The organism is Streptomyces sp. PA03-6a (assembly GCF_033792765.1).
Taxonomy (GTDB): Bacteria; Actinomycetota; Actinomycetes; order Streptomycetales; family Streptomycetaceae; genus Actinacidiphila.
In genome coordinates this window covers 1-14,434 of record NZ_JARAVK010000232.1, presented here as the reverse complement: position 1 = coordinate 14,434, position 14,434 = coordinate 1, and the positions used below count along the sequence as shown (strand labels likewise).

Here is a 14,434-nt window from a genome sequence, read left to right as displayed (position 1 = left end):
GCTCCGCCCCACCACCCCGCTGGACGACACGCTCACCGCCCTGCGGGCCGCGGGCACCCACCTCGCCGCGGTCACCGGGGACGACGGCACGCTGCTCGGCTACGTCACGATGGAGGACGTCCTCGAGGAGCTCGTCGGACCGGCCACGGCGGTCGAGGAGGCGGCCTGAGCCGCTACCCGGCGGCGTCGGGCCAGGGACGTTCCGCGGGCGGCGCGGCGATCTCCGGCGCGTACAGGGTCGCCAGCGGTTCCGGGCCGGCGTACCGCCGGCACGGACACCGCCGGTCCTCGGCCTCGTCCTTGTCGCCGGCCTCGTCCTTGCGGCCGGACGGTGCCGGGACGGAGGCGTAGCACAGGCCCTCGCGCGCGTCGTGGTAGGCGAGGTGGTGCCCGCAACCGCACACCGGCTGCGGCCCGTTCAGCTCCTGCTGCCGGGCCTTGCGCCGCTCGGTCGCGGCCTTCCTCAGCCGGTCGTAGGCACCTCCGGTGACATAACCGCCCGCGAGGATGACCAGCGCGATCTCGAACCCCGTCACGGCTCCCCCTGCCCTCACCCGGCGGTCCGTACAAGGCGATGTTCGCACGGCCGTCAAGCACGGGTCCGCGACCGCGCGTTCGACGGCCAGCGCAGGCTCAGCGCCCGGTGCCGTCCACCTCGTCGGTCCTGCGGGTCACGTCCCCGGGGGCCGCCCGGATGACGCGCGGGGCGGGTCCGTCGGCGGACGGGTCGTCGTCCGCCTTCATGGCCGCGGCCTCGCTCTTGAGGATGCGGGTGGCCTTCCCGGCGGAGCGCACGAGGCCGGGGAGCTTCCTGATGCCGATCAGGACGATGACCACGATGAGCAGCAGGGCGAGCTCGCTGAGGCCGAACATCGTGCCGGTTCCCTCCGATGGGACGGGGCGCGGGGCGCCCGTGGTGACGACCCTGTGGAAACTACAGGACTGCGGGGACGAGCGGGGGCGCTAGGCCGTGTCGTCAAAGTCCCGCCTGCCCAGCGGCGCCTGGCACGGCATTTCGCTGCGTTGTCGAATCGTCCGAGTAGCCCACTACGAGGACGACTCTCCGCCTTGCGATGCACCGCACCAGACGCCGCTGGGCCCGCCCTCCGGGCGGCCGGCGCTCCTTTGACGACACGGCCTAGCGCTCCCGCGGGGCGCCTTCAGCCGGGAGCGCCGGCCACGGCGCCGCGCATCTCCCGGGCCGGGTTGCCGCCCCAGTGGGCCCGCTCCGGGACCTCCTCGCCCTTCATCAGGAAGGAGTCGGGCGCGAGGACCGCCCCGTCGCCCATCGTGACGCCGTAGTGGACGAGGGCGCCCACGCCGACGGTGCAACGGCTGCCCAGCGTGGTGCGGTCCGACTTGAAGGTGCCGTCCTCCTGCGAGTGGCACTGGATCCGGGTGCCCTCGTTGAGGACGCATTCGTCGCCGATGGCCACGAGGGACCGTTCCGGCACGTAGCAGCCGTCGTCGAAGACCCTGCTGCCGATCCGGACGCCGAGCAGCCGCCAGACGACGGTCTTGAAGGGCGTGCCGTTGAGGACCGCGATCGCCTCGGTCGGGTTGGTGATCTTCCAGTAGCGCTCGTGCCGCCAGAAGGGACGTTCGTAGATCGAGCAGTACAGCGGCCGCAGACCGCCCGGGCCCGCGGTGGCGCGCTCGGTCAGCATCATGTCGGCGACGGCGAACAGCACCGTGAGGACGTTGGCGAGCGCGATCACCGCAGGGCCGAGCGTGCCGTACAGGTCCGCGGCGACCGACACCACCAGCGCGACCGAGAAGAAGAACAGCCACCGCGACATCAGGTGCAGGGCCATGGTGGCGGCGTTGTGCTTGTTCTTCGCCGCCAAGCGGCGCCGGAAGGTCGCGCCGTCCTTGAGGTGGTCGAACCTGCTGTCCCGCAGCACGGACCGGGGGATCTCGAAGCTGGGCGAGCCGAGCAGCCCCACGCCTTCGCGGACCTCCCCGTCGAGCGGGACCATCACCTTCGTGGCCAGGAGGCAGTTGTCACCGGTCCTGCCGTGGGCGGGGAAGGCGATGTGGTTGCCCAGGAAGTTGTGCGGGCCGATCGTCACCCGTGACGTCCGGAAGGACGTGCCGGTGTAGTCGGTGTTGATGACCGACAGCCCGTCGGCGATCATCGTCCCCCTGCCGACGCTGGTCAGACCGGGGGTGTCCTGCCGCACCGTGAGGCCGAAGTTGGAGCCGGTCTGCTCGGCGTCGCCCAGGTCGTAGCCGAGGCGGCTCAGGTAGGGGACGATCGCCGAGCTGTCGCCGAACAGCACCTTGTGGAAGCGCCGGTTGGTCAGGAAGCCGACGGCCCGGTGCACCCCGTAGCGGAAGCCGAACAAGGGGTAGTCCGTGTCCGGCCGGACGAGGAGGCCCAGCACGCGCGGGACGCTCACGGACAGCAGGGCCCCGACGACGACGGCGCCGAAGAAGAAGATCGCGGACGCGGCCAGGGCATCGACGTAGAACGCCCAGCTCGTCAGCGCCGTCGGCCCGGGTCGCAACAGCGCCTCGAACTGCGGGACCGCGGCGACCACCAGGACGGCGCCGCCGACGGCCAGGGGGACGTACACGATCAGGGCCGTCAGCACCTGGGTCGCCCCGTAGGCGGCCCTGCGGACGGTGCCGCAGCGGACGGGACGGCAGCGGACGGGGTCGGCGGCGCGGCGGTGGTCCACCTCGGCCGGCTGGGCCGGGGAGCCGTGCCAGCGTTCGCCGTCGGGCACGGACTGACCGGTGTGCAGCGAGGAGGCGTGCCCGAGCCGGGTGCCGTCGCCCATGGCGGTCCCGATGTCGAGCACCGTCGCCTCGCCGATCAGCACGTCCCTGCCGAGGGTGACCGTCCCGGTGCGGATCACCCCGGACTGCGCCCGGTAGCAGTTGAGGAAGACGTCCTTGCGGATCACCGTGCCGTCGCCGACGGTGAGCAGGTCGGTGCAGACCGGTACGTGACGGGTGAGGATCGTGACGCGGCGTCCGATCCTCGCGCCGAGCGCCCGCAGGTACAGGGAGTAGACCGGGGACCCGGCGAACAGCGCCAGCGGGTTCGACCGGATGAGCGTCTTGGCGCACCAGAAGCGGACGTACGCCAGGCTCCAGAGGCGGATCTCCCGCGGGCGCCACCGGCCGACGAGCACCCACTTGGCCACGATGGGCAGCACGCACACCCCGAGGAAGACGACGGCCCCGAACACGACCGCCCGCAGGTAGGTGCCGAGCAGCCCGGAACCGTCCGCGATCCACTCCACGCCGCCCGCGAAGACGAGGGCCGCGGCATAGGAGTAGGCGAGGAAGAACAGCAGTTGCAGCGTCGCGCACAGCACGTAACGCGGCGTACCGGACGGGCTCCCCGGCGTGCCCGGTCCGTACGGCGCCGCCACCGGGGAGGCGGCGGCCGGCACGGCAGCCGGGGGCGGGGCTTGCGCGAGGGCCGCCGCCAGGCTCCTGACGGTCGGATGGCGGTAGACGTCCTTGATCGAGACGGACGGCATGTCCTGGCGCTTCCTGAGCCGCGCGCAGAAGCGGGCCATCACCATGGAGTCCGCGCCGAGGTCGGTGAAGAAGTTGCCGTCGAGCGGGACGTGCTCGGCCTGCACGACCGGCGCCAGCACCTCGGCGAGGATCCGTTCGCGGTCGGTGGCGGAGGACTCGTCGGGATCGGGGGTCAGGACGTCGACCGGGATGTCCGCCATGGCGGCTCCATGAGAGGTGCGGACCACGTGCGGTCGAGCTGAGCACCGGGGCGACACCGCCCCGGCATGCGTCCGAGCGAGCGATCCGGAAGCGGTGGGTGGGCCCTGTGTCCGGCATCGGATGTGTGTGTCGTACTCGCAGTCTCGGCCCCGGAGGCCGCGGACGCCACTCGGCCGGGCCGTCACCTTCGGCAACTCCGCTTCGACGGAACGTGATACCCCCTGGTGGTCGGCGGTGCGGCGGGCGGTGCGGTGAACGGCCGGCGGCTGCGCCGGGGGCGCGGGTGGTCAGCGGGCGGCGGCGCCGAACCACCGCGGGAGGACGCCGAGCAGCGCCCGCTGGTCTTCGCCGGCCCAGGCGACGTGGCCGTCCGGGCGCAGCAGCACCGCGGGGACGTCCAGTTCCTCGGCGACGTCGACGACGTGGTCGACCCGGTCCTCCCAACCGGCCACCGACAGCCCGCCCGTCCGGTCCAGCAGCAGGCCGCGGCCGCCGTGCGTCAGGCCGTACAGCCGCCCCCGCTTCAGCTCTACGTCCCGCAGCCGCCGGCCGAGCAGGTCGTGGCCCTCGCCGAAGTCGTACCGGATCCCGATCGCGGTGATCTTCTCGATCAGGTGCCGGTTCACCTCCTCGAAGTCCATCAGCTCCGCCAGCAGCCGGCGCACGGCCTGCGGACCCGGCTCGGTGGACAGCAGGTGCATCTGCGCGCGGGTGTTGTCCAGCACGGCGGCGGCCACCGGGTGCCGTTCGGCGTGGTAGCTGTCCAGCAGCGCCTCCGGCGCCCAGCCGTTCACCGCGGCGGCGAGCTTCCAGCCGAGGTTGAACGCGTCCTGGATGCCGAGGTTCAGCCCCTGCCCGCCGGTCGGCGGGTGGACGTGCGCCGCGTCGCCGGCGAGCAGCACCCGGCCCACCCGGTAGCGCTCCGCCTGCCGGGTGGCGTCGCCGAAGCGGGAGAGCCAGCGCGGCGAGTGCACGCCGAAGTCGGTGCCGGCGACCGCCCGCAGCCGCTCCTTGAACTCCTCGAAGGTCGGCGCCGCACGGTCCTCGGCCACCCCGTCCGCGGGCACGATGAGACAGTGCCGCCCGCTGGGCTCGGGGATGACGCCGAACCGCCCCTGCGTCCTGCGGACCTCGGCCACCACGGCGGCCACCGTCTCCGGGGGCGCGGCCACCTCCATCTCGCCCAGCAGCGTCTCGACCCGGGAGGGCTCGCCGGGGAAGCCGACGCCCAGCAGCTTGCGCACGGTGCTGCGCCCTCCGTCGCAGCCGACGAGGTAGCGCGAGCGCAACCGCGTCCCGTCGGCAAGCTCGGCGGTCACCCCGTCGCCGTCCTGGCTCAGCCCGGCCAGTTCGCAGCCGCGCCGGATCTCCACGCCGAGCTCGCCGGCGTGCTCGGCCAGCAGGCGCTCGGTGACCGGCTGCGGGATGGCGAGGACGTACGAGTGGGCGGTGTCCAGCCCGTCGGGCCACCGCTTCCCGAGGCCGCCGAAGAACCCGCCGACCGTGAACTTCTCGCCGTGCGCGAGGAACCGCTCCAGCAGACCGCGCTGGTCCATCACCTCCACGCTGCGCACGTGCAGCCCGCGCGAGCGGGTCTGCACGCCCGGCTCGGCCTCCTTCTCCAGCACGAGCGCGTGCACACCTTGCAGCCGCAGCTCGGCGGCGAGCATCAGGCCGGTCGGCCCGCCGCCGACGACGATGACGTCGATCATCACCACACCCATCCCCGCAGGTTCCGACTCAGGGCGGTGATTCTGCGGCACGACGGGGGCCTTGCCGCAAGGCCCCCCGTGCGCTATAGGTTGACAGTGGCGAGGAGCGGTGCTCCTCGCCTCCGTCGTTGCGGCCCTTGGTCAGCCTGCCGTCGACGAGGCGCGCTCGCGCCACAGCCGCCGGAGGGCTTCCGGCTCGGTCCGCGGGAACTCCCTGCCCCAACCGGCGGCTGGAACCAACGCCTAGTTCTCCACGGAGTCGTGCTTCTCGGTGTCGGCTTCGAAGTAGACGTCGAGGACGGCGTCGAACTCATCGCTCCACGCGCGCAGCCGGTGTCGGCTGGGCGCATCGACCCACGTCTCGAACCAGCGGCGCGGGGACAGGTAGACCGTGACGCCGAAGCGATGCCCCCACTTGGGGACGTCGACCTCGACCGCGCCGATCTCCTTCCAACCGAACTCGGCCTCGGTGTCGTCCAGCCGGAAGGTGAGGCCGTCCCGGTCCACCCGGATCGCCCCCCTGCGGTCCGCCGCCTCGAACACCGGGCCCTCACCGGAGCCTTCGGTGACTTCGTCGTCAACTGCCTCGTCGTCAACTGGGTCGTCGTCAACTGGGTCGTCGTCATCGGTGTCGGCGGTGGACCCCTCCGCGGCCGCGGCGGGCGACGGCCCTGCGTTTGTCGTCACGTCAGCCACGGCGTCGGACGCACTGTCGGTCTCGGAGGCCGCGGCCTCGGTTCTGCCGTCTCCAACCGGTTCCGGCCCCAGGATGCCGGGGACGTGTGCCGGATCGATGCCGGCGGCCTGTACGAGCGGGATGTTCGAACCTTTGCTCTGCTCCACGGCGGGCAGTATGGCTGATCCGTCTGTGCACGTGACACCCGCCCCGGCATTCGGGTCCTACCGCAGTCCGCTCACGGCGACCTTGGCTTCCGGCCCCGTAACTCACCGCACTTTGACCGCAGCCGCGGTGAGTCCCCAGGGCACCTCAACTTCCCCCCGGCCCGCTGCCGAGGCGGGGTACGCCGGGCTGGGCTCCGCACTGGCTGGCTCACGACCTCGCGGAGCCCTCAACGGCAGGCTCCTGAGCGGGGTCCCGGGCCTCCGGGTGAGCTGGATCACCGGCCGGGGCGGCGGCACGCAGCGCCGCCTCGACCCGGCGGTTGCCGGTCATGGTCGCGGTGATGGCGGTCATGGTGAGGAGGAGGCCGGCGGCGGTGTAGAGCGGGGTGCGTACGTCGTAGGTGGTGGCCAGCCAGCCGCCGAGGAAGGCGCCGAACGGGGCGGCGCACATGGCGAGCATGCGGGAGGTGGAGGCGACCCGGCCCATCAGGTGGGCGGGGACGATCGCCTGTCGGAGGGAGGGGCCGAGCACCATCGTGGCGCCCATGCCCGCTCCGCAGACGGCGAGCGCGAGGCCGGCGACGTACGGGTTCGGGGCGGCGGCAAGGCCCGCGATGGCGAGTCCCTCCACTGCGGCCGTGCAGGTCAGGGCGGCGCCGGTGCCGAGTCGACGGCCGAGGAAGGAGGCGATGCCTGCGCCGAGCAGACCGCCGGTGGCCTCCGCTGTCAGGAGCAGGCCGAAGCCGTAGGTGCCGATGCCGAGGCGTTCGTGCGCGAAGAGGGCGAGTACGGTCTCCACGGCGAGGAAGGCGATGTTCCCGACCGCCGGACGCAGCGCCAGCCCGAGCAGCAGCTGATCCCGGAATACGTACGAGGCGCCGGCCCGTGCCTGCCGCAGCAGCGACTCACGGGCCTGCGGTGCGGGCCGGGGTGCGGCGGGCAGTGACCGTACGAGCAGCGCGGAGAGCGCGAACGAGACCGCGTCGGCGAGCAGCGGGACCGCCCGCCCGAGCGCGAGCAGGGCACTGCCCGCGGGTGGCCCGGCGAAACCGGACGCGGCGGTCTGGGTGCCGCGCAGGCGGGAGTTGGCGCGCTCCAGGGACGCGGGGTCGCGGCCGAGCAGATCCGGCAGGTAGGCCGTGGCGGCAGTGTCGAAGAAGAGCCCGCCGAGGCCGAGGAGGAAGGCGACGGCCGCGAGCAGCGGAATGCTCAAGCCGTCGAGCGCGGCCGCTGCCGCCGGTATCGCGAGCAGCACCGCACGCGCCGCGTCCGTGACCCACATCGTGCGCCGGCGGTCCCAGCGGTCCACCAGCGCACCGCCGAGCACCCCGAAGAGCAGCCACGGTAAGGTTCCGGCGGCCGTGACGACGGCGAGCGCCATCGGATCCCGCGTCAACGTCAACGCGAGCAGCGGCAGTGCGGCATGCGTGACCCCGTCACCGAGCGAGGACACCGTCTGTGCGGTCCACAGCCGTCCGAACCCGGTCGGCAACTTCCCGATGTCCGACATCACTTGGCGTCCCCCTCGGCCTGCTCGCGCGACGCCGGGTGGAACAGTGCGAAGATGAGTGACGCATCCGGCAGCGACGGATCGGACAGCTCCCGGTACTCGTCCGCCAGTGCCTGCAGCCGCGCCCCCAGCTCCGCGAACTGCTCCTCGGTGAGCCGCAGGTGCGCCATCCGCACATGCCGCTCGGCATCCGCCGGCGCTGCCTCCAGGTCCGCCACCGCGTGCCGCATCAGCACGTCCGGCCCTCCCTCGCCCGGATCCGGCAGCTCGATCGACCGCGCGGCCATCGCGTAGTACCGCTCGGTGACCCCCCGGACCTTCCGCGTCCGCACCACCTTCACCAGGCCGGCCCGCTCCAGCAGCCGTACGTGGTAGCTGGAACTCCCCTTCGCCAGGCCCACGCGCTCGGCGATCTGCGTGATCGTCGCGGGCTCGAAGCGGAGCACGGCCATGATCCGGTGACGCGTGAGATTGGAGACGGCGCGCAACTGCTCGTCAGTGGTGACGTGGAACGTCTCGGGTAGATCGTCGGTAGGCATGCGAGCAATGGTCAACGATTCTTGACCATTGCGCAAGGGGATTCGCGCGGACTTTCCGGATCTGCCGTTCGTGCGAGATCTTCCGTCAGCGCCTCCCGCCCGCTGCCGGTCCGGGGCCGGATCTCATGGGGCGGGACGACAGCCGCAGGTGGGAGGGCCTTGCCTTGCGACTGCTACCGATATATCGTTGAGGTATCGCGACCGTACGATGATGGAAGGAGCGTCACCATGCGTTCCCATGGACATGGACACTTTGGGCCCGGCCATCACGGCCGCGGCGACCACGAGGAGGAGGGGCGGCGCGCGGCGTTCGGCCCGTTCGGGCCGCCGTTCGGCGGCGGGCCCTGGGGGCCCGGGCCGTGGCACGGCGGGCGGGGCGGCAGGGGAGGCCCGCGGGGCCGGGCGCGGCGCGGCGACGTGCGCGCCTCGATCCTGGCGCTGCTGGCCGACCGGCCCATGCACGGCTACGAGATGATCCAGGAGATCGCCGAGCGCAGCGGCGGCGCGTGGAAGCCGAGCCCCGGCTCGGTCTACCCGACGCTGCAACTGCTGGAGGACGAGGGCCTGATCAGCAGTGCGTCGGAGGGCGGCAAGAAGCTCTTCACGCTCACCGAGGCCGGCCGCACCGAGGCCGAGGCGGGGCCCGACGCCCCCTGGGAGGAGGCCGGGCGCGGCATCGACTGGGAGGCCATGAACGAGATCCGCAAGGCGGGCGCCGGCCTGGTCGACGCCTTCCGGCAGGTCTGGGCGACCGGTACGCCCGAGCAGCGTGACAAGGCGCTGACCGTGGTCAACGAGGCCCGCAAGAAGCTCTACCTGATCCTCGCCGACGAGGACTGACCCGCTCGACGCCGCCGGCCCGGGACGCACGCGTCCCGGGCCGGCGGCGCGTCCCGTGCCGTGCCTGCGGGTCACGGGCAGGCCTCGCCGAACTTGACGGCCTTGAAGACCACCGGCTGCCCCGTGAGCCCGGTGCCGGCGGCGGGCGACTGCGAGCACACCTTCCAGTTGCTCTCCATGAGGATGAAGCGGTCCTGCCCGGAGGCGTCCTCCGCCGTGATGCCGGTCGAGGCGGTGAGCGTCGTGCGGGCCACCTTCAGGGACGTGCCGGTGAGGTCGGGCATCGTGGCGCCCGCCGAGGCGGGCGGGGGAGCGTCCCGGGCGGGGCAGGACTCCTCGAGCTTCACGGCGCCGAACTCGACGGAGACGGTGGTGGTCCGGCTCCCCGGGGCCGGGCGCTGGAAGCACACCTTCCAGTCGCGGTCCCAGATCTGCTCGCGGCCGCGGCCCAGCGCGTCGTGCGAGTCCAGGCGGTAGAAGCCCAGCGTCTGGGCCTTGTCCTGGGCGGCCTGCAGGCCCATGCCGGCGAACGAGGGCAGGTCGGCCGGTCCGGCCGTGGCCGGAGCGCTCGCGGGGGGCCGGCCGTCGCCGTTGGTGCCGCCGTCGGCGGGACCGCAGGCCGTCGCGGTGGCGGCGGCGAGGAAGGCGAGCGCGAGGGCGGCGGCGGTGCGGGCGATCTGCATGGGCGGGGCTCCCCTGTCGGTCCGTCGGCCCGGCCCGGCCTGGTCGGGGCAAGCGGTACCGTACCCGGGCACAACGGATCAATGCCGCACTGTCCACCTATGAGTGACGTCCGGTCAGGAGCCCGGGCCCGCGGCCGGCGTCCGCCGGCCCCCGCAAGTCCCGCGGACGACCAGCCGCGTCGGCAGTACGCGCGGCGGGAGCGGGCGGACGGCCTGCGGGTCGAGCAGCTCGCACAGGGCCGCGACGGCCGCGGTGCCGAGGGCGCGGTGGTCCTGGGCGACCGTGGTGAGCGCGGGGCGCACGAGGGTGGCCGCGTCGATGTCGTCGAAGCCGACGACCGCCAGGTCCCCGGGGACGGACAGCCCCGCGTCGGCGACGGCGTGCAGGGCGCCGATTGCCATCATGTCGCCCGCGGCGAACAGGGCCGTCGGCGGCTCGGGCAGGGCGAGCAGCCGCCGGACCGCCTCGCGGCCGCTGTCCAGGAAGAAGTCCCCCGTGACGACGTACTCCTCCGGCACCGCCAGCTTGAGGCGTGCGCAGGCGGCGCGGAAACCGGCCAGCCGCTCGGCGGCGGGGGTGAGTTCCGGCGGGCCGGTGACGGTGGCGATCCGGTGGTGCCCGAGGGAGTGCAGGTGGGCGACGGCCGCCTCCGCCCCGCCGGGGTTGTCGGAGGCGACGCCGACCGTGCGCGGGCCGTCCAGGGCGACGTCGAGACCGGCGCAGGGGATGCCCGAGGCCGCGAGGGCGCGCAGGGCGCGGTCGTCGGCGGGCCGGCCCATCGCGATCACGCCTTCCAGGCTGTGCCGGCGCACGGCCTGGACGTACGTCGTCTGCGGGTCCTCGGGCCCGGCCGTGGTGAGCAGCATGAGGTGGTAGCCCGCGTCGGACAGGGCGGTGCGCACCGAGCTCAGCAGGCCCTGCAGGAAGGGGTGGTGGAGGCCGCGCGACTCGTGCCCGGTGTCCCACAGCAGGCCGATGGTGTCGGAACGGCGCCGCACCAGGGTGCGGGCGGGTTCGTTGGGTGCGTAGCCCAGTTCGCCGGCCAGCCGCCGGATGCGCTCGCGGGTGGCCTGGCTGACCTCGGCCCGGCCGTTGAGCGCGCGCGAGACGGTCGCGGTGGACACCCCGCTGCGCCGGGCGAGCTCGCGGAGGGTGATCGCGGGGCCGGTTCCGGGCGGGGGTGCGGACGAGGGGTCCTCATGGGTTCGCAGCACGGTCACAGTCTTGACGATATGTCATGTCAGCGTCAGTCTGTCGGGTGCGACAGCAGCCGGAAACGTTTACGGCCAGTGCCCGGAAGGGCCCGGACAGGAACGGGATGCCTGCTATGCCAGCGAACGAACCGCGCGCACGCCTCATCCACGACCGGTGGAGAAATCGCAACCGGTGGCGGAACCTCCTCGTCCTCTCGACCGCGGCCGCCTGCGCCGCCGCGGTCGCCTCCGTCCCCGCCCGCGCCGACGGGCCCGTCTACGCCCGGGCCGGCGCGCCCGTCGAACTGCGCGTCAAGGACCTGCTGGGGCGCATGACCCTGCAGGAGAAGATCGGTCAGATGGACCAGGTCGCGGTCGCCCGCATCCAGGGCGACTGCGAGTGGAGCGGCGGTGAGCTCAACGAGAGCTGCATGAAGACCGTGCTCGCCGACTACCCCGTCGGCTCGGTGATCTCCGGCGGCGGCATGACCCCGGCCAGGAACACGCCCCAGGACTGGGCGAAGATGGTCAACGCCGTCCAGAAGTACGCGGTCACCAACACGCGCCTGCACATCCCCGTCCTGTACGGCGTGGACGCGGTCCACGGGCACAACAACGTGCTCGGCGCCACGGTCTTCCCGCACCAGATCGGCCTCGGCGCCACCTGGGACGCGGACACGGTGGAGGACTCCGCCGCGGCCACCGCCCGCGCCGTCGCCGCCACCGGCATCGACTGGAACTTCGCCCCCGTCGCCGACCTCGCCCGCGACCAGCGGTGGGGCCGCTACTACGAGACCTACGGCGAGGACCCGTTGCTCGCCGGCACCCTGGCCGCCTCCGCCGTGACGGGCATCGAGCACGCCGGCGGGTCCAAGCGCGTCGCCGCCAGCGTCAAGCACTACGGCGGCTACTCCGAGCCCTCCAACGGCCACGACCGCGTCCCCGCCGACGTCTCCGTCCGCTACCTCCAGGACACCCTCCTGCCCTCCTACCGGCAGGCGGTCCAGGCCGGCGCCAAGACCGTGATGGTCAACTCCGGTGCCGTCAACGGCGTACCGGCCACCGCGTCGACGTACCTGCTCACGAAGGTGCTCCGTCAGCAGTGGGGCTTCAAGGGCGTCACCGTCAGCGACTGGGAGGACGTGCGCGCCCTCCAGACCCGGTACAAGATCGCCGCGGACTACCCGGAGGCGATCGCCCTCGCCGTCAACGCGGGCCTCGACATGGCGATGGAACCGTACTTCGCCAAGGAGTGGAGCACCGGCCTGAGGACGGCCGTCGACCGCGGACTGGTCCCGACGCGGCGCATCGACGAGGCCGTGGGGCGCATCCTGCGCATGAAGTTCGAGCTCGGCCTCTTCGAGCACCCCTACGTGGACCCCGCCAAGGCCGACAAGGCGGTGCTCGGCGCGGACGCCGCCCTCGCGCGGCAGGCCGCGGCCGAGTCGCAGGTGCTGCTCCGCAACGAGGGCGGCGTGCTGCCGGTGCGCGCGGACGCCAAGCGCATCGTGGTGGCGGGCTCGTACGCGGACGACATCAACGACCAGGCCGGCGGATGGACGATCGGCTGGCAGGGCGTGCCCGAGGGCGTCGAACTGCCCGGGACGACCATCCTGGAGGGCATCCGCGCGGCGGCTCCCTCCGGCACCGAGGTCGTACGGGCCGCGACCGCGGACGACGCGGTGGCACAGGCGAAGGGCGCCGACCTGACCGTCGTCGTGGTCGGTGAGAAGGCCGCCGCCGAGGGCGCCGCGGACAGCCCGCGGCCCGAACTGTCCGCGGACCAGCAGGCGCTGGTCAAGGCGCTGAAGGCGAGCGGCAAGCCGGTCGTCACCGTGGTCGTCGCGGGCCGTCCGCTGGTCCTGGGCGACGCAGCCGGCACCGACGGCCTGGTGATGTCCTGGCTGCCCGGCACCGAGGGCGGCGGCGCCGTCGCCGACGTGCTGTTCGGCAAGGTCAACCCGGGCGGGCGGCTGCCGGTCTCGTGGCCGAAGGACATCGGCAACGAGCCCATGTACTACCAGCAGCTGCCGGGCACGAACGGCGGCCTGGAGTCGTCGTACGACGCGCTCTACCCCTTCGGATCGGGCCTTTCGTACACGACGTACGCCTACAACGCCCTCACCGCCGACGCCAAGGGCGTCAAGGTGACCGTCTCCAACACCGGCGCGCGGGACGGCGACCTGGTGGTCCCGGTCTACGCGTCACGGGCGGTCAGCCAGGTGTTGTGGCCGGCGCGCAAGCTGGTCGCCTTCACCAAGGTGCACCTGAGGGCGGGCGAGAAGCGGACCGTGCGGCTCGACTTCGCGCGCGGCGCGCTCGCCGTGACGCCGGGCGACATCGACGGCGCGGGGACACGGCGGGTCGAGCGCGGGACGTACACCTTCACGGTGGGGGACAAGAGCGCCGACGCGGTGCTGCGTTAGGCGGCGGGCGCCGGGGACCGCGGCGACCACGCCGCCTGCGGTCCCCGGCTTCCGGGGCGTCCCGGGCTACTCGACGAGACCGGCGAGCTTGCGCAGCGACTCGTTGAGCGCGGCGGTGGCGGTGTCCTTGAGCTTGCCCGCCATGAGGGCGACGGCCGCGCCGTTGAAGGCGCCGTCGATGCGGACGTCGGTCTGGTCGCCGTCCGGCGTGAGGCTGTAGCGGGTCAGCAGGTCCACGGCCATCGGGCCCTTGCCGGCGATCTCGAACCCCCGCCCGGGGTCCACGGACGTGACCTCCCAGTTCACCTCGGCCGGGAAGCCCATCAGCTTCATGTTCTCCCGGTAGGTCGCGCCCGTCTCCAGCGGCTCCGGACCGCCGTCGGGGAAGCCGGTGTGCGTGGTGCTCCACTGCGTGTGCGAGCTGAAGTCGGTGAGGGTGCGCCAGACCTTCTCGGCCGGAGCCGCGATGCGGGCCTGTGCGGAGACCTCGGCCATACGACCACACTCCCTTGTGTCGGCGAGTGAGCGGAACGTAACGGCCGGGACCGGAACTTTCAATACTGATGAACTGTCAGAAATGCTGTGGGATGGCGGTCGTTCCTCAGGGCATCGGGCCGTCGTAGGCCGCGCGCGCCTGTTCCACCTCGTCCAGGTGGGCGTCCGACCAGCGTGCGAGCGTCGCGAACAGGGGCGCCAGGCTGCGCCCCAGCTCGCTGATCTCGTACTCGACCCGTGGTGGGACCTCCGGGTGGTAGGTGCGGACCACCAGTCCGTCGCGCTCCAGTTGGCGCAGGCGCTGCGTCAGCACCTTCGGGGTGATCCCGCCGATCCGGCGCTGCAGTTCGACGAACCGCTGCCGGCCGTGGGCGTGCAGGCTCCAGAGCACCGGTGTCGTCCAGCGGCTGAAGACGAGGTCCACGACCGGGCCGATGGGGCAGGCGAGTGCCGGGTCGGCGGTGCGGGAGGGGCCTTCACGAGGGGCCGGGCC

14 protein-coding genes are annotated in these 14,434 nt (G+C 72.9%); 3 read left to right on the top strand and 11 right to left on the bottom strand.

Annotated features, from left to right (window positions below; translation table 11 throughout):
- A partial coding sequence (locus PV350_RS36795; protein WP_500337834.1) for a CBS domain-containing protein occupies window positions 1-169 on the top strand: 169 nt, incomplete at its 5' end.
- Between the two features lie 4 nt (window positions 170-173).
- Here PV350_RS36795 and PV350_RS36790 read toward each other — a convergent pair.
- The 7 genes from PV350_RS36790 to PV350_RS36760 form a co-directional block, all read right to left on the bottom strand.
- Window positions 174-536 (bottom strand): hypothetical protein, encoded by a 363-nt coding sequence (locus PV350_RS36790; protein ID WP_500337832.1) that lies wholly within the window; start codon window positions 534-536, stop codon window positions 174-176.
- Window positions 537-633: 97 nt separating this feature from the next.
- On the bottom strand, window positions 634-873 hold the full coding sequence (locus PV350_RS36785; protein ID WP_499510525.1) for a Sec-independent protein translocase family protein: 240 nt from the start codon (window positions 871-873) through the stop codon (window positions 634-636).
- A gap of 287 nt (window positions 874-1,160) precedes the next feature.
- Window positions 1,161-3,698 carry a Pls/PosA family non-ribosomal peptide synthetase gene (locus PV350_RS36780; protein WP_500337830.1) on the bottom strand — a complete coding sequence of 846 codons (2,538 nt, stop codon included), beginning with the start codon at window positions 3,696-3,698 and terminating at the stop codon, window positions 1,161-1,163.
- A gap of 288 nt (window positions 3,699-3,986) precedes the next feature.
- Window positions 3,987-5,411, bottom strand: a complete 1,425-nt coding sequence (gene rox, locus PV350_RS36775; RefSeq protein WP_499516755.1) for a rifampin monooxygenase — start codon at window positions 5,409-5,411, stop codon at window positions 3,987-3,989.
- 243 nt (window positions 5,412-5,654) lie between these two features.
- On the bottom strand, window positions 5,655-6,098 hold the full coding sequence (locus tag PV350_RS36770) for a hypothetical protein (protein ID WP_500337829.1): 444 nt from the start codon (window positions 6,096-6,098) through the stop codon (window positions 5,655-5,657).
- 364 nt (window positions 6,099-6,462) lie between these two features.
- Window positions 6,463-7,764: an MFS transporter gene (locus PV350_RS36765; protein WP_499510522.1), complete on the bottom strand. Its 1,302-nt coding sequence runs from the start codon at window positions 7,762-7,764 to the stop codon at window positions 6,463-6,465.
- Window positions 7,764-8,303, bottom strand: coding sequence for an ArsR/SmtB family transcription factor (locus PV350_RS36760; protein ID WP_499510521.1), 540 nt, complete (start codon window positions 8,301-8,303; stop codon window positions 7,764-7,766). The genes PV350_RS36765 and PV350_RS36760 overlap by 1 nt, the downstream gene beginning before the upstream one ends.
- A gap of 228 nt (window positions 8,304-8,531) precedes the next feature.
- Here PV350_RS36760 and PV350_RS36755 point away from each other — a divergent pair, with 228 nt between their 5' ends.
- Entirely contained in the window at window positions 8,532-9,143 is a 612-nt protein-coding gene (locus PV350_RS36755; RefSeq protein ID WP_499510520.1) for a PadR family transcriptional regulator, read from the top strand.
- Between the two features lie 71 nt (window positions 9,144-9,214).
- Here PV350_RS36755 and PV350_RS36750 read toward each other — a convergent pair whose 3' ends face one another.
- Window positions 9,215-9,826, bottom strand: coding sequence for a hypothetical protein (locus PV350_RS36750; RefSeq protein ID WP_499510519.1), 612 nt, complete (start codon window positions 9,824-9,826; stop codon window positions 9,215-9,217).
- A gap of 114 nt (window positions 9,827-9,940) precedes the next feature.
- Window positions 9,941-11,047 carry a LacI family DNA-binding transcriptional regulator gene (locus PV350_RS36745; protein ID WP_500337828.1) on the bottom strand — a complete coding sequence of 369 codons (1,107 nt, stop codon included), beginning with the start codon at window positions 11,045-11,047 and terminating at the stop codon, window positions 9,941-9,943.
- Between the two features lie 107 nt (window positions 11,048-11,154).
- On the opposite strand from PV350_RS36745, the gene PV350_RS36740 reads away from it, so the two are divergent.
- Window positions 11,155-13,446, top strand: a complete 2,292-nt coding sequence (locus PV350_RS36740) for a glycoside hydrolase family 3 N-terminal domain-containing protein (RefSeq protein WP_500337826.1) — start codon at window positions 11,155-11,157, stop codon at window positions 13,444-13,446.
- Window positions 13,447-13,512: 66 nt separating this feature from the next.
- Here the strand turns inward: PV350_RS36740 and PV350_RS36735 are convergent, their stop codons facing one another.
- Window positions 13,513-13,941 (bottom strand): type II toxin-antitoxin system Rv0910 family toxin, encoded by a 429-nt coding sequence (locus tag PV350_RS36735; RefSeq protein ID WP_499510516.1) that lies wholly within the window; start codon window positions 13,939-13,941, stop codon window positions 13,513-13,515.
- Between the two features lie 106 nt (window positions 13,942-14,047).
- Window positions 14,048-14,377, bottom strand: coding sequence for a winged helix-turn-helix transcriptional regulator (locus tag PV350_RS36730; RefSeq protein WP_500337833.1), 330 nt, complete (start codon window positions 14,375-14,377; stop codon window positions 14,048-14,050).
- Between the last annotated feature and the right edge of the window lie 57 nt (window positions 14,378-14,434).